The sequence below is a fragment of the Mycobacterium sp. P2_H7 genome, from assembly GCF_056403275.1.
In genome coordinates, this window is sequence record NZ_JBFUFU010000004.1 from 197,978 (window position 1) to 219,140 (window position 21,163).

The window sequence follows — 21,163 nt, forward strand, 5'->3', positions numbered from 1 at the left end:
GCTCGGGTGATAGAAGGGGACAGCGATGGACAACAAGCGGCTTTGGCGGCGACGGTCGTTGAGCGTGGTGGGCGTCGCAGCGATGGCGCTGACCGCGGTCGCCTGCGGCGGTGACAAGGGTTCAGACAAGACTTCGAGCGCGCCGACCGGAGACGTGAGTGCGGAGCAGATTCGCGCGATCGCCAAGCAGGCGTACATCTATGGCTTCCCGATGGTGGACAACTACCGGATCCAGTACGCCTATTTCCAGGACAAGCAGAATCCGCAATACAAGGCGCCCTGGAACACGCTGCAATCCAACGCGCAGGTTTTCACCCCCGCGGACACCGCCATTCAGACCCCCAACTCAGACACGCCGTACAGCTTCTTTGGAGCCGACTTACGCACGGAGCCTTACGTTTTGAGCGTTCCGACCATCGACGCGAAGCGCTACTACTCGCTCCAGTTCATGGACCAGTACATGTACAACTTCGACTACGTGGGTAGTCGGACGACCGGAAACAACGCCGGCAAATACCTACTCGCTGGACCGAATTGGAAGGGTGAGAAGCCCGCCGGGATCGACAAGGTGATTCGGTCGGACACCCAATTCGCCTTCGTCGCGTACCGGACCCAGCTGCTCGGGCCCGCCGACCTGGACAACGTCAAGGTGATCCAGGCCGAGTACAAAGCCGAACCGCTGTCGAAGTTCGAGGGCAAGCCGCCGCCGGTCGCCGCACCCGCGATCAACTTCGTCGTTCCGCAGACCGCGGAGGAAGAGCGCAAGTCTCCGCAGTTCTTCGAGGCCCTCGACTTCGTTCTGCAGTTCGCGCCCGTCCTGGATACCGAGAAGGACCTGCGCGCGACGTTCGCCTCGATCGGCATCGGCACCGATAAAAAGCTGGACATCGCATCGCTGAGCAAGGACAAGCAGGACGCGTTCCAAGGGGCGATCACCGACGCCTGGAAAGAATACGATCCGATCCAGGCCAAGGTGGAGAGCGGAAAGATCCCGCCCGGTGACCTGTTCGGCAATCGCCAGACGCTCGGCACCAACTACCTGTACCGGATGGCCGGCGCCATCAACGGGATCTTCGGCAATGACAAGGCCGAAGCGATGTACCCGAGCTATTCGAAGGATTCGACCGGAGCCCCACTCGACGGCGCCAACAAGTACACCTATCGCTATCCGCCCGGACAGCTGCCGCCGGTGAACGCGTTCTGGTCGCTGACGATGTACCGGATGCCGGAAAGCCTGCTGGTGGCCAATCCGATCAACCGGTACCTGATCAACTCGCCGATGCTGCTCGAGCTGAAGGCCGATCCCGACGGCGGCCACACCATCTACGTGCAGCGGGATACGCCCGGCCCGGAGAAGGTTTCCAACTGGCTACCGGCGCCCACGGGACCGTTCCGGTTGACGCAACGGTTGTACTGGCCCAAGGAAGCCGCACTGAACGGCACGTGGCAGGCGCCGGTGCCGCAGAAGGTCGGGTGAATGTGATTGTGAGAAGACATGTTTCGTGGCTGCTTGGGACGGCGGTCATCGCCGCGGCGACACTCGCGGTCACGTTGACCGGCTGCGGTAGCGGCAAGGATTCGGGCAAGGATTCGAAGGAGCAGACCGTGGCGACCACCGCTCAGATCCGGGATATCGCCAAACAGGCGTACATCTACGGATATCCGATGGTGGACAGCTACCGGATCCAGTACGCCTACTTCCAGGACAAGCAGGGCTCGCAGTTCCGCAGTCCGTGGAACACCCTGCACTCCGATGCTCACGTCGCCACACCCGCGGACACCGCGGTGCAGACCCCGAACTCGGACACCCCCTATTCGACGCTGGGCGCGGACCTCCGCGCGGAACCGTTGGTGCTGACCGTCCCCGAAGTGGAGGCCGGCCGCTACTACTCGGTGCAGATCATCGACGGGTACACGTACAACATGGCCTACCTGGGCAGCCGCAGCACCGGAAACAAGGCGGGGAAGTACCTGCTGGCGGGTCCGAACTGGAAGGGCGAGAAGCCTGCCGGTATCGACGAGGTGTTGCACGCCGAGACCGACTTCGTGCTCGCGTTGTACCGGACCCAGCTGTTCAGCCCGAACGATATCGACAACGTGAAAGCGATCCAGGCCGGCTACCAAGTGGAACCGCTGTCGAAGTTCCTCGGGACTGCGGCGCCCGCGACACCGCCCGCGATCGACTTCATGGTTCCGCAGAGTCCGGACGAGCAGAAGAAGTCGACGAAGTTCTTCGAGACGCTCAACTTCGTCCTGAAGTATGTGCCGGTGCTGGACTCGGAGAAGGAGCTCCGGGCGAAATTCGCGTCGATCGGAGTCGGCACCGACAAGAAGCTCGACATCAGCACGCTGACCGCCGACCAACAGCAGGCCTTCCAGGACGGCCTCAATGACGCCTGGACCGAGTACAACCAGCTGCAGGCGAAGGTCGACAAGGGTGAAGTCACCTCGGCCCAGATGTTCGGTACCCGCCAGGTGATGGGAACCAATTACCTGTACCGGATGGCCGGCGCGATCAACGGCATCTACGGCAACGACGCCGCCGAGGCGATGTATCCGATCTTCCGCCAGGATTCGGCGGGTGCGGCGCTGGATGGCGCGAACAAGTACACCTACCGATTCGCTCCAGGGCAGCTTCCGCCGGTCAAGGGTTTCTGGTCGATCACCATGTACCGACTGCCCGAGAGCCTGCTGGTGGCCAATCCGATCGGTCGGTACCTGATCAACTCGCCGATGCTGCCCAAGCTGAAGAAGGATGCCGATGGCGGCTACACCTTCTACGTCCAGAAGGAATCACCAGGGGCGGACAAGGAATCCAACTGGTTACCGGCGCCGGAAGGTCCATTCGTCTTGGTCGAACGGCTGTACTGGCCCGAGAAGGCGGCGATCGACGGCACATGGAAGGCACCGTTGCCGCAGCGCATTCCGTGACACCACTGCAGCAGCCGGATGCGCGGCGCGGCTGAGAATCAGTCTGGTTGACTGCAAGGATGCGCAGGACCTCAGCTTGTCCATACTCCGAATGAAACTATGCGGGAGAACGGTTTTGAATGCGTAGCCGCCAGTATCGGCCGCCCTTCGTCGGGTCGCCTTCCGTGACCGGAACAAGAAGCAGCGGCAGACATACGGAGAGGCCGACTATCCGGACATGAGGCGGACCCGGTTCGGCCTCCGTTGAATTGCGGTGAGGTTTGTGGCTGGCTGCCACCTCCGGCGCAACAGTGCTGCCTAAACAACTTCGAGCGCAGTCCTTAACCGGGTCGAGTCGTGCTGCTTCCGAAGGTGCCCTAGGTGGAATTCGGTAAGGCCCAGGGCGGCACGCGTCGAGAGGGCCGACTCGCGATGGAGTTCCCATCTGCGTTCAGCCAATTTCGCGACGACATCGACGCGCCTAGCCAGGTCGCTGTAGAGGCTACGGGGTGGCGTCCGAAGGGGATTGGCAGGTGAAGGTGAGCCGGAAGGTGCCGATTTGAATGCTATCGCCGTGGGTCAAAGAGATGGATTGGATCTTGACCAGGTTGACGTAGGTGCCGTTGAGGCTGCCGGAGTCGATGATCCAGTAGTCGTTGTCGAGCCACCGGATTTGGGCGTGCTGGCGGCTGACGGTGATGTGGTCCAGAAGCATCTCGCTGTCTGGGTGTCGTCCGGTGGCGGTGACGTCGCCGGACAGGAGGAACCGGGCCCCGGTGTGGGGGCCGCCGGTGATGGTCAACACTCCCGAGCCCGGAATGCAGTCCCCGGTTGCGTCCCGAGTGGGCGACGCGGCGGATTCGGCTCTGCTGTCGTGCGGTTCCCGGTATACGGCGGTGGTGCGGGCGGTGTCGCCAAGCGCGTGGGCGTGTTCGCTGTGGTGCATGTCGGGTTCCTTTTGCAGGGAGATGCCAGGGGTTATGGCGAGGCTTGGTACCGGTGCTGAGACGGGTTGTAATCGGGTGTGGGTGCGGGCGTGCGTGACGGCTTCATCGAGGGTGTCAACGAGGTGGTTTGCGTGGCGCAGAGAATCCAGGATGCCGATGTTTGTGAGCAGATCTCGGTGCTCGGGCTGAACACCTTTGATGATGACGGTGATGGCGCGGGATTCGAGTTCGCCGATGATCCGGGACAAGGTGTTCGCGCCGGTGGCATCGAGCATCCCGAGCTGGGACAGCCGGATGATCACCACCGTGGTGTCAGGTTGGCGCCCATCGATGATTACTGACGAGACACGTTCTGCGGCAAGGAAAAACATGGCGCCATCTAGGCGCAACAGCGCGATCTGCTCGTCACCGGGCTGCGGCGGACCGGGCAGCTCTTCTCGGGTGACGCTGCTGCGCCGGGCCAGGAGATAGAGCGCAAATACGGCAGCTGCTGCAATTCCGATTTCGACGGCTTGGATCAGATCGAAACACACGGTGACCAGCGCGGTCAGTGCGAAAGTGAGGGCATCGGTGCGGGTCGAATGCATGATTCGGGTGATGGTGTGCCAGGCGATCATCCGCCACGCGGTGACCATCAAGATCGCCGCCAGCGCCGCCAGCGGGATCGCCCCGACGGGACCACTGACCAGATACACCACCGCCAGCAACAGCGCCGAGTGCACGATCGCGGCGACCCGGGTCTGAGCTCCGGATCGCACGTTGACGGCGGTGCGTGCGATCGCCCCAGTGGCGGGCATCCCGCCGAACGCCCCAGACACGATGGAGGCCAGCCCTTGACCGAACAGTTCCCGGTTGGGGTCATACGGCCCGGTGGCGGACATGGTCGCGGCGACGCGCGCTGAGAGCAGCGATTCGATCGCCGCCAACGCGGCGATCGCCACTGCTGCGCCGGCCGTGTTATGCATGGTGGCCAGGTCAGCGTGCGGCCACACTGGGGCGGGCAGCGCCGAGGGTAGCGCCCCGATCCGGGCGACCGGTAACCCCAGCCCCACGACCACGGCCGTGACAGCAGTGATCGCCAGCAGCGACGCGGGGATCGCCGCGTGTAGTCGCGGCAGTATCAGCATCAACGCCACCACCGCCGCCGCTACGATCAGCGCCGGGCCCGCTGTGACTGGATCGATACCAATGAGGACAGCGGTGGCGCTAAACAGCGGCGTTTTCCCTTGCGGCACAGCGGCTCCGAATGCGGCTGGGATCTGCTGCAGGAAGATGATGATGGCGATGCCGAGGGTGAACCCTTCCACGACTGGCCAGGGAATGAACGTCACCGCCCGTCCCAAACCGGTGATACCTGCGACCGCCACGATTAACCCGGCTGCGGCGGTGACCAGTGCGACGCTGCCTACCCCGTACTGCCCGACGATCGGAGCGAGAACGACGGCCATGGCCCCGGTGGGGCCGGAGACCTGAACGTGGGAGCCGCCGAACACTGCGGCCACTACCCCGGACACCACGGCGGTGACCAGCCCGGCGGCCGCGCCGACCCCGGAGCTGATCCCGAATGCCAGTGCCAGCGGCAACGCGACGACGCCGACGGTGACCCCGGCCAGTGCGTCACGGCGCCATGAGCGGGTCAGGCCCGCGTAGTCGTCGCGGTGGGGGAGCAATCCAGAGATTATGGTGTCGCACCATCTGATCATCGGTGGGCGCCGATTGGGGGTAGTGAGCTGACGGCGTCGAGCTGATCGCGGTGAGTGGCCAGGGTGTCTGCCAGGAACGTTCGGGCAATGACAAGCAGTTCAGCGATCTTCGGGTGCGCTAGTCGGTAGTACACCGCGTTGCCCACCCGGTGACCGCTGACGACATGGTGGCGTTTGAGCACGGCCAGGTGCTGGGAGAGCACGGTCGCTTCGATATCGCTATTGGCCAAGATCGCGCTGACCGGGGTGGGCTCGGTGGTGGTGGACAGGATTTCCAGGACCCGGATGCGGGCTGGATGGGCCAGGGCCTTGAACAGGTTGGCCTTGATTTCATACAGCGGCCGCTCGGGACCCTCCAACACGCTGTCAGCCACGATGAACACCCCTTGCGTACTTTCTGGATTGAGTGAATTCGCAATCCATCATATCGTGGGCTAGCCTAGCCCCATGTCCAAGGGCAAGACCGCAGCGATGAAACCGAGGCCGGTGCAGTACGTCGGGTACTGCTACGGCCGCCGTTTGCCTGATTTCATGCGTGGTTGGGTAGCCCATGATCTGGCCGGCCCGGGAGCTACGAGGCGGATGATGATTCGGGTCGCGATCCCGGCGGTGTTGATCCTCGCGCCGATCTGGTTGATCCCTATGTCGCTATACCTGCACGCGAGCATGACACTGCCGATCTTCCTGCCGTTCGTATATTTTTCACACGCCCTCAACAAGATCTGGCGCCGCCACATGCTCACCAAACACGGCTTGGATCCCAGCCTCATCGACGCGATCTCACACGAGAAGAATGCGCACATTCACGAGGCCTACGAACGACGGTACGGTCCCCGCACCGGCTCCACCGTCAGTTACGACGCCTAAACCGTGTTCCGGATCAAGACACGGCCCGGCCGTGGCACCGTGCGTTCATGGTGAACGTGAGGGACGCGGTGCCTGCCGATGCGCTGGCGGTCGCGGACGCGCATGTCCGCTCCTGGCAGGTGGGCTACGCGGGGCTCATGGCACAGAAGTATCTTGACCGGCTGCGGCCCGAGGATCGCGCCCGGGGCTACCATTTCGAACAGATGGACCCAGTGAACGGTCCCTACACCCTGGTGGCCGTTAATGACTGCGTCGTATGTGGGTACGTCACGCTCGGACGATCAAGGGAACACGATCACGACCAGTTCGGTGAGATCTGGTCGCTATATGTACACCCCGCGCACTGGGGATCTGGCGTGGGTGGCGCGCTGTTGGCCGCTGCCTGCCGGCAGTTGCACCGAGCGGGGTACGGCTCAGCATATCTATGGGTGCTATCGACGAACGTCCGCGCCCGGCGTTTCTATGCGCGTGCCGGCTGGATCATTGAAGGATCAGAGCGAACTGATTTCGTTGGCGGTAAGTACATCAGCGAGATCAAGTATGAGTTGACTATCGAAGTCCGCGAAGATAGTCAATTATCGCCGTGAGATTCCTTGTGCTCGTTCAGGTGTGTGGCTCCTGCCTATCCCCGTCGGCTAACAGACGTTATTCCACTGTCTGGATATTGCGCTGAATGAGCGCAATTGGGCAGGTTGCAGCGGCTGCGATCGCAGATGGGCTGGAGGGGCGGCGATCCAGCATCACGGTGCCTGGACGTTGGCGGCCGGTCGCCGCGCTCCGAGGCGTGGCCGGTCCGATCATGGACGCGACACTCGCGCGAAACGTCCCGGTACAACAAGCACTTACCAAGCTCGAGAACCGATAGCCTCAACGAGGCTTCTAGTTATCGGGCGAAGTGTCTCCTTGGTGGGGGAGGCGGGGTGGTGTCGGCGGAGAAGGGTTGTGGGTAACCTGCCGCGAACGCCACGGTCGTCACCGAGCACCAATCGGTGAAGCAGCCAGGTTGAGTAGTGCAGCTAGTCGGTGAACTCGATCCGTACCGATATGGGCGTGGTTTCCAGCGCCTGCGTCACCTTGTACCCGAGCCGGCCCAGGCTGCGGCCCCTGGCGACGACGTCGTCATCGCGTCTCAACGTCGCGACCCCGGTACGCCACTGCCTGCCTTGGCGCAAACGGATCTTCGGGTTGTCGACAATGTTGCTGCCCCATCCGGAGCGGGTGCCGTGTTGGCTGATCAGCCACGCCCCAGTGCTGTCGAACTGCGCCGTCACCGGAATCCGGCGCACCTTGCCGGTCTTGCGGCCGATGGTCTCCAGTTCGGTAGCCATGGCAGTGCGCACCCCCAGCTTGCTCAACCCTTTGACTACCGGGTTGAGCACGTAGCGGCCGATCAGACGTTCTCTATGAAACTTCCGAAGCGTCTTGTCGTCATTGGTATTCGGCATGATCAGGCCCTTTCCTGGCGTAATGTCGAGTCCTTCGGTAGTGCAATGTGCCATTGCGCTCTTTCACGCACTGTTGTCGCCTGTCGATTCTCAACAAGGTTCTTGATGCGCGGTCATGGTCGTGATGTCGACGTTCCTCTGGTGCTGCATGAATCGTGCGACAGCCACCGTCCAGTCGCCCATACGTTCAGTGGGCGGCGTGTGAAACTGGGCGTCTCAGCGGGCCGCCCGCCCGAGTAAGAGCGCAGCCGTACCGGCGCCGACGGCCGACAACGCCACTCCTGGCGCCATCACCGCCGTCACGCCGGTGACTTCCTTTCGCCGGCCGGCCGCCATCCACGCGACGGCGTCGACCGCGTCCATCAGAATGTTGAGTCTGATGAAATCCGCTGGCGACGAGAACCTGTCGAGCTTTATCAGTCCAAGCGCGAGGGCGGCGTTGCGGATACCGAACATCTGTCCATAGGCGACCGCCGGAGTGCCGCCTGTACTCATACCGAAGATCCGAGCCACGAGCTTTGGGGTGAAGAGGTGAGTTGCGGCGACGACAAGGCGGCCAGTGATCAACAGCTTCAGGGGAATGGACGATTTGAACGTTGCAGAGTTGTTGTCGGACAAGCTAATTCTCTTTCTCAGGCTGTGGGATCGCACGAGCATCGCGTCGATGGAGGAGACCCACGGTGAACCACCAACGTATCGGACTAGTGTTTCACTAGCAACTAGTAATAAACTAGTTTATAGGCTTTGATGATTCAAGTGTTCGTACGAAGGGATGTCGTGCAACGTGCAGAAGTCAGACGGCGGCGAAGAAGTCGCGGTAGCGCCGTATTGCCCCTACTTCGCTGCCGGTATGCGCCTACTGGATCAGCGCTGGGCGGGCACCGTCCTTCGAACACTCGTGACAGGCCCCAAGCGCTTCAGCGATATCTCCGCGGTCATTCCGGAACTGACTGACAGCACCCTGTCCAAGCGTCTCAAGGAGCTGGAGGCCGGTGGCCTCGTCACCCGGATCGTGCATCCAACGACACCGGTCCGAGTCGAGTACCGGCTCAGTGACATGGGGACCGCATTGGGTGAGGTCCTCTTGCACCTCAACGCATGGGCGCTCGAGTGGATCGACCTTCCTCCGGACCAGCAGAAATCGAAATAGTCCACTCAGGGTGATGCCGACTGGAGATCCGTGGCAGAGGGTGGTCGGCGCAGCGCCCCGACCATGACCCCGTCGATACCGACCAGGCGAAAAGCGCACGGCTGGCCGACCCGACCCACACCTGCGGGATGGCAACCCCCGCAGGCAGTCCGATGACTAGCGTTCGACGCCGGAATCGTCTTGCAGGGGGCGTCCGCGACTTTTGTAGAGCGCGGCATCAGCTTGTGCGTACAGCTCGGCGATGTCGGTTTCGGTTGAGTCCTGGGTGGCCACGCCGTGACTGACTGCGGGTGTGGTGTCGTCGATGGTGCGAAGGATTTCGTGGACCGCTTCAGGTCCGGCGCCGACGATGCAGATGGCGAATTCGTCTCCGCCCAGGCGTGCCAATGCCGTGCCCCGAGACAAGGCCTTCTGCCAGAGATGGGCGTACTCGGTGATGCGGCGGTCGCCGGCGGTGTGGCCGTAGGTGTCGTTGAGAATCTTGAGTCCGTCGATATCGAGCGCGATGACCGTCACCGGGACGGGGGTTCGGCAGCGTCTGAGCAAGTCTGCGGTGGCAATCTCCCATCCCGCCCGATTGAGTAGGCCCGTCAGCGGATCGGTACACGCTGCGGCGAACATTGCGCGGATCAGAAGACCAAAGGACTCGGCGGCGGCGGAGATCGCCACCAGGATGATGAGAAAGGTGATGACGCCGACGTGCGGTGCGGGGGCAACGGCGACGGCGACGACGCACGCGGTGGTCAGCGCGGCGATGAGTGTCCAGGCCTGGCGGGGTGGGTGGAAGGCGCGTAGGTACATGGCCAAGAACATGGGCGCGATGAGGCAGACATATTCGGCGGTCATCGAGACGTGGAATGCCATCACGATAGGAGTCGCCGCGACCGCGGCGACAGTGGCCACCATAACGCCTCGCACGGGCCTGATTGCCAGGTAGGCGAGCGCACCGATTCCAAGGATGACGGCGATGATTCCGCCGGTGGGATCGCCGTAGGTGATGTCGGTGCGTACGGGAAACAGGGTGAACACCACCCCGTAGACATAGAGGAATGTGGTCGCGGCCAGATAGATACGCAACAGCCTTGCTCGCTGCTTCTGTCCACTTCTGGCAGCGTGCGCCCCGGCTAGCCAATTGAGGCGGTGCATGAGGCTAACCTGCCCGTCGCTGAGTTGGCCGTCAAATGGGAAATCGGCGACATGTGCAGCGCCGAACAACATCCCTCGCGTACTACGCACATCCAACACCCGGGCACCGACAAGTAGTCCAGCCAAAGGTCTAGGGCCGCAGGGCCACGCCGGGCGGCACTCCTCCGTAACGTGACCGGGGTGAGCTGGAAAGCACTGGAAGCCTTGATCCGAACCTGCGTGGACACCGCGCTGGCCCGCCGGGTCGAGTGGGATCGGCTCGACGCTGCCGTGGGCGACGGCGACTTCGGCAGCAGCGTGGCGCGGGGCGCTCAGGGCGTCCGGGCGCAGTGGGAGGAACTCGATCGTTCGTCCCCGGAGGCATTCCTGCGCGCCGTCGGCGCCGTACTGAACCGCGAAATGGGCGGTAGCTCCGGACCGCTGCTGTCGGTCGCCTGTGACCGGGCCGGGGCCGCGGCGGGCACCGTGCAGGACATCGGCGTCGCGACCGCGGGTGCGATGCTCGCCGCCGCGGCGGCCGGGATCGCCGACTACGGCAAGAGCGGCGCGGGTGACAAGACCCTGCTCGACGCGCTGCTGCCGGCCGCCTCCGCCGTGACCCAGATCGGCCACCGTGGCGGCGACAGCGCCGGGGCGTACGCCGACGCGGCCAAGGCCGCCGCCGACGGCGCCAGGGCGACACGGGAGTACGTGGCCAGGCGCGGCCGCGCGGTGTACTCGGCCGAACGCAATGTCGGAGAACCGGATCCGGGCGCGGTGGCGGTCGCGGAGATCGCCGCGGCGCTGGCGCGCGCCGCCGGCGTCGAGGTCCCCGATCTGAGCGACCTCGAGCCGGCCGGTGACGTACCCGCGGCGGCGAGCGGAAAGACGAAGCAGTTCCTCAACGATCCCGCGCATGCGGCCCTGGAGAGCCTGTCCGGCCTGGCCCGGTCCATACCCGATCTGCTCAGCTGGGATCCCGCCGAGCAGATCATCCGCCGCGCGACGCCGCAGGCTTCGGGTCAGGTGGGTCTGGTGTCGGGCGGCGGCTCGGGCCACGAACCGCTGCACGCCGGATTCGTCGGCGCGGGCATGCTGGCCGCAGCGGCGCCCGGCGCGGTGTTCGCCTCACCGAGCACCGACCAGATCCTGGCCGCCACGCGTGCGGCCGGCACCGGCGGCGGGGTGCTGCACGTGGTGAAGAACTACACCGGCGACGTGCTGAACTTCCGCCTCGCGGCCGACGCCGCGCGCGCCGAAGGGATCGAGGTCGCCAGCGTGCTCGTGGACGACGACGTGTCGGTCGACGGATCCGATCACACGGTCGGCAGGCGCGGCACCGGAGCGACGCTGTTCGTGCACAAGATCGCCGGTGCCGTGGCCGAAGCCGGCGGGTCGCTGGACGAGGTCCACGCCGCCGCGGTGGACGTCGTAAAGCGCAGTGCGAGTTTCGGAATCGCACTCACGTCGAGCTCGCCCCCGGGGGCCGGCCCGATCCTGGCGCTGGGCCCGGACGAGATCGAGATGGGTGTCGGTATCCACGGCGAGCGGGGCCGGCGCAGGGATCGCCTGCGCCCGGCCGCGGACCTGGTCGCCGAGGCGACCGAGATTTTGGTGACCCATCTGGGGCTCGGCGCGGGAAGCCGCGTGCTGGCACTGGTCAACGGACTCGGCGCGACCCCGCTGATGGAGTTGTATCTGCTGTTCAACGACCTGGCCGATGAGCTGGCTCGCAGGCAGATCAGCATCGACCGAAACCTGGTCGGCAACTACGTGACCAGTCTGGACATGGCAGGCGCATCCTTCACGCTGATGACGCTCGATGACCAGCTGACCCGATGGTGGGATGCCCCGGTGCACACCGCCGCGCTGCGGTGGGGTCGCTGATCAATCGCGGTCGAATGCGGCGACACCGGCCTGCGCGCATGCCACGTCGTCGGCGACACTCGCCCCGCTGACGCCGACCGCGCCCACGATCGTGTCGTCGGCGGTGACGGGAATGCCACCGCCGAAGATGACGAACCGGCCGTTGCCGTTGGCGTGCAGACCGAACAGTTCGCCGCCGGGCGCGGCCAGCACGGCCAGCTCACTGGTGGCGATGCTGTTCGACACGGCCGTGTACGCCTTGTCGACAGCCAGTGTGGGACCGGCGATCTCCGCGCCGTCCATGCGCCCGAAGGCCACCAGATTGCCACCCGCGTCGACGACGGCGGCCGACACCCGGACCGACCGGCGCCGAGCCTCCTCATGGGCGGCGGCCACCATCTCGAATGCCCGGGCGACGGGAAGGGTCACAGGAGTCCTCCATGGACGGTCTCAAGGGTCGCGGATTGCGCACGCTATTGTTCGAACTCAATCGTGAACAGAGGAGAGCCAGTGACGCAACCAGAGCAGCAACTGACGTTCAAGCAGAAGGTCACGTTGGGGCGGCAGGCCGCGGTCGCCTTCGCCCGCAACCCGAAGGCTCTGGTCGCCCTGGTGAAGTACAAGCGCGCCGAGCGTAAGTCGGCCAAGAACGCCGGCTAATCCTCGCCGGGTGTCACCATGATCGGCACCTCGAGGACGCGCAGGATCTTGGCGGCCGTGGAACCGATGAACAGCCGGCGGGGCGGCGCCAGGCGGCTTGAGCCCAGCATCAACAGGTCGCCGTCGCTCCAGTCGAGTTCCTGCACGGCCGCTTCGATGGTGGTGCCGTCGGCGACGACGGCAGTCACCGCGAAGCCCGCCGGCAACGCCGCTTCTGCGGATTTCAGTGTGGCACGGGCATGTTCGCGGGCCGCCTCGATGCCCGCCCCGCCGTGCTGATCCAGCGCCACGAGCGACACCAGGCGTAGCGGCGCTCCCGTCGCCGTGCTGGTCCGCACCGCTGCGTCGAGCAGGCGGCGGGCGCCGGGCCGGTCGCCGATGGCGCAGGTGACGGAGCGGACGCGGTCCACCTCGGAATGGCGCGTGCCGCGCGGTGCCACCGCGACCGGAACCGGCGCGGAATGCAGCAGCTCGTCGACCAGGGCGCCCAGCGACAGGCTGCCGGCCAGACCGCCGCCCGATCCGCCCACCACGACGGCTTCGGCGTCGAGCCGAACGGCTTCAGCGCCAAGCGCTTCGGCCACCGACTCCTCGACGAGGACCTGGCCGTCGGCCTTGATGTCGTCGGGTACCAGGCGCAGTGCCTCGGCGAGCCACGCCGAGCCCTGCTCGGCCAGCACCTCGTGGTACCGGTCGGAGGTCACGCGGGGAGTGGTGACGTCATCGGGAGCCAGGACCAGGCGCACTTCCAGGTCGGCGCCGAGGGTGCGGGCCAGCCGGACACCCAGCGCCATGGCGTCGGCGCCGCCGGCGGTGGCGAGGTAGCCCACGACGAGCTTCACTGGGACTCACCCTTCTTGCCGTGCTCCACGTGGGGAATCGGGGTGCCCTCGTCGGCGAGGGTCTCCTCCTCGATCTTCATCGTCATCGGTTTGCTCAGGAAACGGGTGATGTACAGCAGCAGGCCCAAGCCGATGGCGAACCAGATCGCACCGCCGAGCAGCGCGTCGAAGTGCAGGTTGAGCCACAGCACGGCGGTCAGGCACATGCCGATGATCGGCAGCACGATGTTGGTGAAGATCTCCATCGGCGTGTGCCGCTTGTTCAGGTGCACGGCAAAGTAGAGCAACACCGTCAGGTTCACCATGGTGAAGGCGATGAGGGCACCGAAGTTGATCATCGACGACACGAACTCGAGGGTGAACCGGAAGGCCAGCAGTGACACCGCGCCGACGATCAGCACCGCGTGCAGCGGCGTGAGGAATCTCGGGTGGATGTAGGACAGGAATCGTGGGATCCGGCCCGTCCCGTTGCGGGCCATCACGTAGATCATCCGGGACACGCTGGCGTGTGAGGACAGGCTGGACGCGAACATGGCCGCCAGCGCCGCCGAGACGAACAGGATCTTGAAGAACTCGCCGCCCACCTTGAGTGCGAGTTCGGGCAGGGTGTCGTCGGTGACCTCGAACCCCTCGAGGGTGGGGAAGGCGGCCTGCGCGAACCACGCGCCGATCAGGAAGATGGCGCCGCCGATGAGCAGCGCGAGCACGATCGCCTTGGGGACGGTGTTCGGCGTCTTGGCTTCCTCGCTGTACATCGTGATCGCGTCGAACCCGATGAACGAGAAGCACACCACCGTGGCCCCTGCGATGACGGCGCCCATGTCGACACCCGCGTGGTAGAGCGGTTCGAGCGTCAACGCCGTTCCCTGACCCAGGCCCTTGGTCAGCGAGATGTAGGTCAGCACAACGAAGATGCCGATGAGCAGGATCTGGAAGACGACGAGGACACCGTTGATGCTCGACGTGCCCTTGATGCTCCAACAGTTGAGCAGGGTGACGATCGCGACGTAGACGATGACGAAGATCCACGACGGGGTGTCCGGGAAGAACGACTCGAAGTAGATCCGGCCGATGACCGCATTGACCATCGGCAGGAGCAGATAGTCCAGCAGCGAGGACCAACCGACGAGGAACCCGACGTTGGGGTGGATCACCTCGGAGGCATAGGTGTACGCCGAACCCGCGGAGGGGAAGACGCGCGTCATCCGCCCGTAGCTGAGTGCGGTGAAGACCATCGCGATCAAGGCGACGATGTAGGCGAGCGGAACGACCCCGTTCGTCTCTTCGGACACGATGCCGAAGGTGTCGAAGACGGTCATCGGGGTCATGTAACCGAGGCCGAGGCCGACGATCGCCCACAGACCGAGCGACCGCGACAGGCGCGGGGAGGCGGACGCGCCTCCCAGGGGAGCTAGGGGGGAAGTCTGCTGCACCTAAGCAGTGTGCGCTGTGCCACACCGTTGGGATCCGCACCGATTCGTACATTTCATCCACGATTCCGCGCCACTTCGTACAATCGCCTCGTGCGTGTCTCCGTGGCGTGGGTGCTGACCCAGACAGGTCTGGCGCTCCGGCTCCGGGGCGGTGCGGCCGGCGTGGGCCGTCCCATCGACATGGTGCTGACCACCGAACTCGCGAATCCGGCGCGCTGGCTGTCGGGCAACGAGTTGGTGCTCACGACCGGGATCAGGCTTCCGGGCACGGCCGCCGAGCGTGCCGACTACCTGCGCGAGCTCGACCAGTGCGGGGTGGCGGGCCTGGGCTTCGCGACGGGTTTGACCCATCTCACGGTGCCCGAGGACCTCGTCGCGGTGGCCGACGAGCTCGCTCTGCCCCTGATCGAGGTGCCGCTGGAGACGCCCTTCGCCGCGCTGGTCAAGTCCGTCACCGCGCGGATCGCCGAGCTGCAATACGACGACGTCGTGCGGGTGTCACGGGCGCAGCCGCACCTCACCCGCGCGGCGATCACCGGGGGAGCGCCGGCCGTCGCGCGCGAACTGGGCCGCTCGCTGGCCGCCACGGTCCTGATTCTGGGCACCGCCGGCGACGTCGTGGCGTGCCACCCCGGGCCCCCGGCTGCCTCGCTGCTCGACGCGCTGCGCCCGCTGGTGTCGTCGGGGGCTGACGCGGGCACGGCCACCGTCGCCTTGAGTGGGACGGCGACTCCTGTTGCCCACCAACGCATCCGGGTGGGATCGAAGTCCTACGGCGAGCTGGTGGTCATCGGTGGCGCCGCGCTCAGCCACATGGAGCAGATGCTGCTCGGCCACGCCAACGCCCTGCTCGCCCTCGACTTCGACAAGCCTGCTCGCCTCAATGCGGCTCAGCGGCAGTTGAATTCGTCGGCGCTGAGCATGGTGCTCGCCACCGACGCGGACCTGCGGCCCGCGTGGTCGCTGTTGACCCGCGTTGCCGATCAGCACCGACGGATACGCGTGGTGGCGATAGAGGGCGATTCCGCGGAAGCGCTTGCCGCCGTTCACCGGGCTTGCGTGGAGGTACTGGAAAGCGACGGGTATCAGTGCTTCGTCCACGCGGCGGGCGAGGCCGTGGTGGCGGTGATTCCGGGAGTTCTCGGTGTCGACTTCGCGAGCAGATTGATCGGTGGGGTGGCCGGCCAGGCGCGCCGGACGCTGCGGGTCGGAATGAGTGGCCCGCACGTGCTCGACGACCTCACCGTCGCGGTACGGAACGCCCGGCGTGCCGGCACGATGGCGCAAAGAGGCGGAGTGCCAGTCGAATTCGGTGCTGCCGCCGGGCAGGCCCTGCTCTCCGACGAGGCGAGTCGCACGATCTTGTCCGCCGTCGCCGACACGACACTGGCCCCGCTCGCCGACTATGACCGCGATCAGCAGGGCTGTCTCGTCGTGTCGCTGCGGGCCTACCTGGAGGCCAACGGTCACTGGGAGACGGCCGCGGCGGCACTCGGCGTCCACCGCCACACCTTGCGCAACCGGATCAGGACCGCGCAGAAACTCCTGGGCTGCGATCTCGATGTCGCCCGGGTACGTGCCGAACTGCTGCTCGCCCTGCTGGCCGGCGAGCGTGGCGGGCCCAACTGATCTTCAGTGTCAGGCGATTCGGCGTACCGCAACCACGTCGCGTTCGACGCAGCCGACGCGGTCGGCGGCTTCGGCGACCGAGAGAACCGGATCGAGCAGGATCGCCAATTCGGCAGGGGAGAACCAGGGTTCGTCGTCCCAGGGTGCGTGGTCCCATCCGGCATCTTCGAAGCCGGAAAACAGTCTGTTGCTCAACTCGAACCTTTTCGGGCGTTGTCGGCTGTCGCTGTCTTCGATGAAGCGAATTCAATGCCGAAAGTCTACGGGCCCGGCCGTGTCCGCGTGGGATGGCGTATGCCGTGCAACTCACTCGTTCTTACCGGCGAAGTGCCAGGTCAGGCCTACTTCGGCGGGTAGAAGTACTCGCGCCAAGCCGTGATCTTTTCGTTATGCACCTGGTATGCGCCCATGACCGGCCAGGTCTTCTGTTCGCCGCCCACGATCCAGTGATCACGCCGTTCCATCAACACGACGTCACCGTCGACGGCGAGGTGCAGGATTTCGAGGTCCACGCATTTCCCGCGCGCGAAAAAGGCCGTCATCATCTCGTGGATGGCCTGTCGTCCGGCCAGCGTCGGCCAGTCGGGCCCGATGTCGAAGGTGGCGTCCTCGGCGAAGTGGCTCATGACCTCGTCAACGTCGTTGCGGCTCCATGCGGCGATCTCGGCGCGCACGACGTGCTCTGCGGTCATGGTCTCCCCGTCTGCGTTTACAGCGACTCGCGCAATCGTAATGCCGGTCGGCCACCGGCCTGGATCGGTACGCAATTCCGAGGTGAATACCGTTGCAAAGGAAAGCAACTCAACGGCCGTCAGCCCAACGGGTCACCGTCGACCACGTCGCTGATGGTCACGTCGATGGGCCCGGACGGGGTGCGCCCATGGTCATCGAGGTCATCGAGGATCAGGCGGACCGTGTCGAGCACCGTGCGCCGGATGTCGTCACCGAGTTCGAGCAGTTGAGTCCCGTAACTCCCGACGACGTCGATGTCGATGGCACGCAGCACCGTGCCCTCCAAGGTGAAGGCGATGCGAGTGGGCTGGCAGACGAATTTGCGCCGCAATTCCCGCGCCAACAGGCTGCGCAGCGCGTGATCGCTGATGTAGACCACGCCGTGGCCGATGTCGCGCGAGGCCCGGATGGGCCAGCCGGCACGGGAGGCGGCGTGCACGGCGGCGCGCACCTTCGAGCTGATGGTGTCCCACCCGGGCTCGGGCGCAGTTCTCAGATACGAGGCCGCGCGGTGCAGGAAAGGATCTGACGCTGTCACTGCCACCTCCTTAAGAGAACTCGCAAGGCCTTGGTTGCCCGAAGGTGGTGCCCGCGTACGGCGTCGGGACTGAGTTGCAGAACCTCGCCGATCTCGGGGAACGTCATCAGTTCGATCTCCCGCATCATCCAGACCGCACGCTGGCGCACCGGCAACTCGGCCAGCGCGATTTCGAGTGCGTCCAGGAACGCGGCATTGGACGCCGCGGTGAACGGGTCGGCGGCGGTGTCCGGGCCCGCCAGAGGCTCCAGAACCCAATCCTCAACGGGGTTGGCACGTTTGAGTCGGTGGGTATCGACGATTTTGCGGTAGCAGATGGCGAACAGCCATGTCCGTAACGAGGAGGCACCGCGGAAGCCGGCGATCTGTCGCCAGGCAGCAACGAAGGTGTCCTGGACCACGTCGGCGACGTCGGCTTCCGACGCCAGCATCCGTCGCGCATACCGATACAGAATCGGGCCGTACCGAGTCACGATGGCGTCGAACGCCTCTCGGTCACCGACGGCGGCCGACACCCGCAGCGCTTCGTCATCGGCGTCGCGAAGGTCGCCGTCGGTTGGCGCTCTCACCACACCTCGCTCCCAGTTACGCTTGGCCGCCGACCGGATATGGACTCCGGTGATGCAGGCAAGAATGCTATGCCTGCGACACGACTCTTAGCTGGGCGTCGGGCATGTGTCATGCGTCACGCCGCGACGACGTTCGGTTCGGGGCGATTGTCCCGACTAACCATGAGTTGCCGTCATATCGGATCAGAGGGGAAACGCGATGACCAGTGCACAGCTCGGCGCAGAAGAGGCCGGCAAAGAGGTCAGCCCGTACCAGGGCTCACCGTTGGTGAGCTCTCAGGGCAAGACGACGATCGCCGGTGTCGTGGTGTCCAAGATCGCCGGGATCGCCGCACGTGAGGTCAGTGGTGTGTACGACCTGGGCGGTGGCGCATCCCGCGTGGTCGGAGCGCTGCGTGAGCGCATCCCCGGCGCCAGCGTCAATCAGAGCCAGGGCGTATCGGTCGAGATCGGGGAGAAGCAGGCCGCCATCGACATCGACATCGTCGCCGACTACGGGGTGGCGATCGCGGACCTGGCCGCCGGTATTCGGCGCAACGTGATCGCGGCGATCGAGCGGATGACTGGGCTCGAGGTGACCGAGGTCAACATCACCGTGCACGACGTGCACCTCGACGGCGACAGCGCCGACGATGCCGATGCGTCACCCGCCCGTGTCCATTGACCTCCCGGACGACGCCGAGCGCATCGCGGCGGCGGTGATCGCCGTGCACGGCGTCGCCGGACTGCATGCCGGCATGTTCGGCGAAGTGGCCACCTATCTGCCCGGCCACCGGGTGTTGGGGGTCCGGGTGGGCCCGGACCGGGTCGACGTCCACGTGAGCCTGGCACTCGATGCGCCGGTGCGGCCCACCGCCACCGCCATCCAGCGCGCGGTCGCCGCGATCACCGATCTGCCCGTCGACGTCACTGTTGAGGATCTCGTGCCCGTGACAACGGCGTCCGGGCGAGAACTGCAATAGGGCGTGGGGGGGGGGGGGGGGGGGGGGGGGGGGGGGCCCCCCCCCTTGATCGCCCTGTTGCTCGGCGCGGCGGGCTACCTGATCGGCGCCCACCGCGATGGCGAGCTGGACCTCGGCGCGTTGCTCCGGGGCCGCGGCCGTGACTGAGATACAGGACGCCGAACCATCACCGCCGCACCATGATTCCGATGACGAAGCCGGTGCCCGGGGGACACTCACGGTCCGGGAGAAGGTCGCGCAGCGGCTCGCCGTCCGCGCCGCGCTCGACACACCCGGGGTGTTGCCGTTCTCGGTGGGCCTGACCAAGATCGCGGGCCGGTCGTTGCCGCAAGCGCAATTGACCATCGCCGGGCAGCGGGTCACCGCGCACCTCAAGGTCACCGTCGCGTGGCCGGCTCCGGCGGTCGAAGTGGCCCGTGCCGTTCAGCGCAATGTCGCGCAAACCCTGTCCACCATGGCCGCACTGCACGTCGACCGTGTCGACGTCACGGTCGAGCAGCTCAGCACCGCCACCCCCGACGTGAAGAGGACCCGATGACGACCGCCGACCCCGTGGCGCTGCCTGCACCTGGCCGCGTGCCCGTCGCCACCGCCCCGGCCCGATATATCGGGGTGGCCTTGGCACTCACCTTCCTGATCGCCGGCGGGCTGGCCCTGCGCGAGGCCGGCGTCGTGCTGGGCTGGGTGGCCGGCACCTCGTGGATCGGCACCGTCGTCGCCGCGGTCGACGGTCTGCACAGCCAGTGGTGGATGGTCCCCGCCGGCGCCGTCGTGCTCGCCGCGGGCGCATGGATGGTGTTCTCGGCGTTGCGTCCCCGGCGCAAGACCGCCGTCGCGGTGGACGCGCAGGGTGCGGTGTGGATGCGCCCCCGCGATGTGGCGCGGCTGGCGTCGTTTGCGGCCGCGGCGGTGCCCGGGGTGGAGGTGCTGCGCTCGGAGGCGACCCGTCGCAAGGTCATCCTCTACGTCGGACTCACCGGTGCCGAGTCCGATTCCGGGGCCAAGGGTGCGATCGCCGCCGCGGTCGGCAGTGCCACCGAAATCCTCTCGCCGCCACCGCGGATCGCGGTCCGGATCGGCACGAGCGGGTCGGCGTGAGCGTGCGCCCGACCGATGCGCTGGACCGTGCGGCGACACTCATCGCGGGGCTCGTGGTCGCCGCGATCGGTATCGCCGCGGTGCTGTGGCCGACCCACCTGGTCCGGGGTGCCCCGGAGCGCATCACGGCGGGACCGGTCACGCGTCTGACCACCTCCAGCTGGTGGCCCTGGGAGTTGGCCGGAACGGGGGCGGTGCTGATGCTGATCGGGCTCGTCTGGTTGATAGCCCACGTCCCGACCCGCAGAGCACCGGTGCTGCGGGTGGCCGGCGGCACCGACCCGGGTGTCATCACGGTGAACCTCAACGGGGTGGCCTCGGCAGCGGCCGCGGCTCTGGAACAGGACCCGAACATCCAGTCCGCCAAGGGAAAAGCCATCACCGATCGGGGCGTCGCGACCGTCGAACTGACCGTCACCGCGGCCCACCCGGCCGGTCTGGCGGCGGTCATCAGCGCGGTCGACGCGACCTGCGGCCACGTCGCCCTGGCCACCGGCGATCCCGCGGTGGCGGCGCGCACCGTGCTCCAGGTCGCCAAGGCCGGCGGCACGGCCCGGAAGCTCCGAAACCTCGAATGACGCGATTGACGAGCGACGCCGTCATCGCCGCACTGACCGCCGGTGCGGTGGTCCTGGGATTCGTCATCCACAGACTCGCGCGGCTGGTCGAACGGCCGAAAAACCCACC

The 21,163-nt window shown here is 65.9% G+C and carries 25 protein-coding genes and 2 pseudogenes; 14 read left to right on the top strand and 13 right to left on the bottom strand.

The annotated features are described in order from the left end of the window. The first annotated feature begins 25 nt into the window (after positions 1-25). Together AC1DY7_RS05360 and AC1DY7_RS05365 are read left to right on the top strand one after the other, a co-directional pair. Complete coding sequence (locus AC1DY7_RS05360; protein WP_477492615.1) at positions 26-1,477, top strand: DUF1254 domain-containing protein; 1,452 nt, start codon at positions 26-28, stop codon at positions 1,475-1,477. A 5-nt stretch (positions 1,478-1,482) separates the two neighbouring features. Continuing rightward, on the top strand, positions 1,483-2,931 hold the full coding sequence (locus tag AC1DY7_RS05365; RefSeq protein WP_477492714.1) for a DUF1254 domain-containing protein: 1,449 nt from the start codon (positions 1,483-1,485) through the stop codon (positions 2,929-2,931). 481 nt (positions 2,932-3,412) lie between these two features. Here the strand turns inward: AC1DY7_RS05365 and AC1DY7_RS05370 are convergent, their stop codons facing one another. The 3 genes and pseudogenes from AC1DY7_RS05370 to AC1DY7_RS05380 form a co-directional block, all read right to left on the bottom strand. After that, complete coding sequence (locus tag AC1DY7_RS05370) at positions 3,413-3,856, bottom strand: FHA domain-containing protein (RefSeq protein ID WP_477492715.1); 444 nt, start codon at positions 3,854-3,856, stop codon at positions 3,413-3,415. A gap of 63 nt (positions 3,857-3,919) precedes the next feature. After that, positions 3,920-5,560: pseudogene (locus AC1DY7_RS05375) on the bottom strand (SulP family inorganic anion transporter); the annotation flags it as partial. Beyond that, positions 5,557-5,934, bottom strand: a complete 378-nt coding sequence (locus AC1DY7_RS05380; protein ID WP_477492616.1) for an ArsR/SmtB family transcription factor — start codon at positions 5,932-5,934, stop codon at positions 5,557-5,559. The pseudogene AC1DY7_RS05375 and the gene AC1DY7_RS05380, both read right to left, overlap by 4 nt. Before the next feature lie 73 nt (positions 5,935-6,007). Here AC1DY7_RS05380 and AC1DY7_RS05385 point away from each other — a divergent pair, with 73 nt between their 5' ends. Together AC1DY7_RS05385 and AC1DY7_RS05390 are read left to right on the top strand one after the other, a co-directional pair. Beyond that, positions 6,008-6,427: a DUF5313 domain-containing protein gene (locus tag AC1DY7_RS05385; protein WP_477492617.1), complete on the top strand. Its 420-nt coding sequence runs from the start codon at positions 6,008-6,010 to the stop codon at positions 6,425-6,427. A gap of 47 nt (positions 6,428-6,474) precedes the next feature. Further along, a complete protein-coding gene (locus tag AC1DY7_RS05390; RefSeq protein WP_477492618.1) occupies positions 6,475-7,014 on the top strand; it encodes an N-acetyltransferase family protein in 540 nt (179 codons plus the stop codon). A gap of 429 nt (positions 7,015-7,443) precedes the next feature. Here the strand turns inward: AC1DY7_RS05390 and AC1DY7_RS05395 are convergent, their stop codons facing one another. Beyond that, entirely contained in the window at positions 7,444-7,872 is a 429-nt protein-coding gene (locus tag AC1DY7_RS05395; RefSeq protein WP_477492619.1) for a nitroreductase/quinone reductase family protein, read from the bottom strand. A gap of 216 nt (positions 7,873-8,088) precedes the next feature. After that, on the bottom strand, positions 8,089-8,490 hold the full coding sequence (locus AC1DY7_RS05400; RefSeq protein WP_477492620.1) for a hypothetical protein: 402 nt from the start codon (positions 8,488-8,490) through the stop codon (positions 8,089-8,091). Positions 8,491-8,656: 166 nt separating this feature from the next. Between AC1DY7_RS05400 and AC1DY7_RS05405 the strand changes: the two genes are divergently transcribed. Beyond that, positions 8,657-9,022 carry a winged helix-turn-helix transcriptional regulator gene (locus AC1DY7_RS05405; protein ID WP_477492621.1) on the top strand — a complete coding sequence of 122 codons (366 nt, stop codon included), beginning with the start codon at positions 8,657-8,659 and terminating at the stop codon, positions 9,020-9,022. Between the two features lie 156 nt (positions 9,023-9,178). Here AC1DY7_RS05405 and AC1DY7_RS05410 read toward each other — a convergent pair whose 3' ends face one another. Further along, on the bottom strand, positions 9,179-10,099 hold the full coding sequence (locus AC1DY7_RS05410; RefSeq protein WP_477492622.1) for a GGDEF domain-containing protein: 921 nt from the start codon (positions 10,097-10,099) through the stop codon (positions 9,179-9,181). A 339-nt stretch (positions 10,100-10,438) separates the two neighbouring features. Between AC1DY7_RS05410 and AC1DY7_RS05415 the strand changes: the two are divergent. Together AC1DY7_RS05415 and AC1DY7_RS05420 are read left to right on the top strand one after the other, a co-directional pair. Next, positions 10,439-10,945: pseudogene (locus AC1DY7_RS05415) on the top strand (DAK2 domain-containing protein); the annotation flags it as partial. Positions 10,946-10,984: 39 nt separating this feature from the next. After that, the gene (locus AC1DY7_RS05420; protein ID WP_477492716.1) at positions 10,985-12,034 is read left to right on the top strand and encodes a dihydroxyacetone kinase subunit DhaK; all 1,050 of its coding nucleotides are present in this window, start codon (positions 10,985-10,987) and stop codon (positions 12,032-12,034) included. Here the strand turns inward: AC1DY7_RS05420 and AC1DY7_RS05425 are convergent, their stop codons facing one another. Then, positions 12,035-12,442 (bottom strand): GlcG/HbpS family heme-binding protein, encoded by a 408-nt coding sequence (locus AC1DY7_RS05425; protein ID WP_477492623.1) that lies wholly within the window; start codon positions 12,440-12,442, stop codon positions 12,035-12,037. 81 nt (positions 12,443-12,523) lie between these two features. Here AC1DY7_RS05425 and AC1DY7_RS05430 point away from each other — a divergent pair, with 81 nt between their 5' ends. Beyond that, on the top strand, positions 12,524-12,673 hold the full coding sequence (locus AC1DY7_RS05430; RefSeq protein ID WP_477492624.1) for a hypothetical protein: 150 nt from the start codon (positions 12,524-12,526) through the stop codon (positions 12,671-12,673). Here AC1DY7_RS05430 and AC1DY7_RS05435 read toward each other — a convergent pair. Together AC1DY7_RS05435 and AC1DY7_RS05440 are read right to left on the bottom strand one after the other, a co-directional pair. Further along, entirely contained in the window at positions 12,670-13,515 is an 846-nt protein-coding gene (locus tag AC1DY7_RS05435; protein WP_477492625.1) for a universal stress protein, read from the bottom strand. The genes AC1DY7_RS05430 and AC1DY7_RS05435 overlap by 4 nt on opposite strands. After that, positions 13,512-14,948 (bottom strand): APC family permease, encoded by a 1,437-nt coding sequence (locus AC1DY7_RS05440; protein WP_477492626.1) that lies wholly within the window; start codon positions 14,946-14,948, stop codon positions 13,512-13,514. Before AC1DY7_RS05440 ends, AC1DY7_RS05435 begins: the two co-directional genes overlap by 4 nt. Before the next feature lie 102 nt (positions 14,949-15,050). Between AC1DY7_RS05440 and AC1DY7_RS05445 the strand changes: the two genes are divergently transcribed. Further along, entirely contained in the window at positions 15,051-16,577 is a 1,527-nt protein-coding gene (locus AC1DY7_RS05445; RefSeq protein WP_477492717.1) for a PucR family transcriptional regulator, read from the top strand. A 9-nt stretch (positions 16,578-16,586) separates the two neighbouring features. Here the strand turns inward: AC1DY7_RS05445 and AC1DY7_RS05450 are convergent, their stop codons facing one another. The 4 genes from AC1DY7_RS05450 to AC1DY7_RS05465 form a co-directional block, all read right to left on the bottom strand. Continuing rightward, complete coding sequence (locus tag AC1DY7_RS05450; protein ID WP_477492627.1) at positions 16,587-16,772, bottom strand: hypothetical protein; 186 nt, start codon at positions 16,770-16,772, stop codon at positions 16,587-16,589. A 146-nt stretch (positions 16,773-16,918) separates the two neighbouring features. After that, positions 16,919-17,269, bottom strand: a complete 351-nt coding sequence (locus tag AC1DY7_RS05455) for an SgcJ/EcaC family oxidoreductase (RefSeq protein ID WP_477492628.1) — start codon at positions 17,267-17,269, stop codon at positions 16,919-16,921. A 119-nt stretch (positions 17,270-17,388) separates the two neighbouring features. After that, the gene (locus AC1DY7_RS05460; protein ID WP_477492629.1) at positions 17,389-17,847 is read right to left on the bottom strand and encodes a hypothetical protein; all 459 of its coding nucleotides are present in this window, start codon (positions 17,845-17,847) and stop codon (positions 17,389-17,391) included. After that, on the bottom strand, positions 17,844-18,416 hold the full coding sequence (locus tag AC1DY7_RS05465; RefSeq protein WP_477492630.1) for an RNA polymerase sigma factor: 573 nt from the start codon (positions 18,414-18,416) through the stop codon (positions 17,844-17,846). Before AC1DY7_RS05465 ends, AC1DY7_RS05460 begins: the two co-directional genes overlap by 4 nt. A 199-nt stretch (positions 18,417-18,615) precedes the next feature. On the opposite strand from AC1DY7_RS05465, the gene AC1DY7_RS05470 reads away from it, so the two are divergent. From AC1DY7_RS05470 to AC1DY7_RS05490, 5 genes are all read left to right on the top strand, one after another. Beyond that, on the top strand, positions 18,616-19,080 hold the full coding sequence (locus AC1DY7_RS05470) for an Asp23/Gls24 family envelope stress response protein (protein WP_477492631.1): 465 nt from the start codon (positions 18,616-18,618) through the stop codon (positions 19,078-19,080). Then, positions 19,055-19,378: an Asp23/Gls24 family envelope stress response protein gene (locus tag AC1DY7_RS05475; RefSeq protein WP_477492632.1), complete on the top strand. Its 324-nt coding sequence runs from the start codon at positions 19,055-19,057 to the stop codon at positions 19,376-19,378. Before AC1DY7_RS05470 ends, AC1DY7_RS05475 begins: the two co-directional genes overlap by 26 nt. Before the next feature lie 139 nt (positions 19,379-19,517). After that, positions 19,518-19,916 carry an Asp23/Gls24 family envelope stress response protein gene (locus tag AC1DY7_RS05480; RefSeq protein WP_477492633.1) on the top strand — a complete coding sequence of 133 codons (399 nt, stop codon included), beginning with the start codon at positions 19,518-19,520 and terminating at the stop codon, positions 19,914-19,916. Next, positions 19,913-20,476, top strand: a complete 564-nt coding sequence (locus tag AC1DY7_RS05485) for a DUF6286 domain-containing protein (protein WP_477492634.1) — start codon at positions 19,913-19,915, stop codon at positions 20,474-20,476. The genes AC1DY7_RS05480 and AC1DY7_RS05485 overlap by 4 nt, the downstream gene beginning before the upstream one ends. Beyond that, a complete protein-coding gene (locus AC1DY7_RS05490) occupies positions 20,473-21,054 on the top strand; it encodes an Asp23/Gls24 family envelope stress response protein (protein ID WP_477492635.1) in 582 nt (193 codons plus the stop codon). Before AC1DY7_RS05485 ends, AC1DY7_RS05490 begins: the two co-directional genes overlap by 4 nt. The last annotated feature ends 109 nt before the right edge of the window (positions 21,055-21,163 follow it).

Excerpts from the sequence above, each read along its gene's own strand:
- AC1DY7_RS05485 (WP_477492634.1), top strand. The coding sequence starts at position 19,913 with ATGACGACCGCCGACCCCGTGGCGCTGCCTGCACCTGGCCGCGTGCCC.
- AC1DY7_RS05385 (WP_477492617.1), top strand. The coding sequence starts at position 6,008 with ATGTCCAAGGGCAAGACCGCAGCGATGAAACCGAGGCCGGTGCAGTAC.
- AC1DY7_RS05360 (WP_477492615.1), top strand. The coding sequence starts at position 26 with ATGGACAACAAGCGGCTTTGGCGGCGACGGTCGTTGAGCGTGGTGGGC.
- AC1DY7_RS05455 (WP_477492628.1), bottom strand. The coding sequence starts at position 17,269 with ATGACCGCAGAGCACGTCGTGCGCGCCGAGATCGCCGCATGGAGCCGC.
- AC1DY7_RS05390 (WP_477492618.1), top strand. The coding sequence starts at position 6,475 with ATGGTGAACGTGAGGGACGCGGTGCCTGCCGATGCGCTGGCGGTCGCG.
- AC1DY7_RS05370 (WP_477492715.1), bottom strand. The coding sequence starts at position 3,856 with ATGCACCACAGCGAACACGCCCACGCGCTTGGCGACACCGCCCGCACC.
- AC1DY7_RS05470 (WP_477492631.1), top strand. The coding sequence starts at position 18,616 with ATGACCAGTGCACAGCTCGGCGCAGAAGAGGCCGGCAAAGAGGTCAGC.
- AC1DY7_RS05395 (WP_477492619.1), bottom strand. The coding sequence starts at position 7,872 with ATGCCGAATACCAATGACGACAAGACGCTTCGGAAGTTTCATAGAGAA.
- AC1DY7_RS05475 (WP_477492632.1), top strand. The coding sequence starts at position 19,055 with ATGCGTCACCCGCCCGTGTCCATTGACCTCCCGGACGACGCCGAGCGC.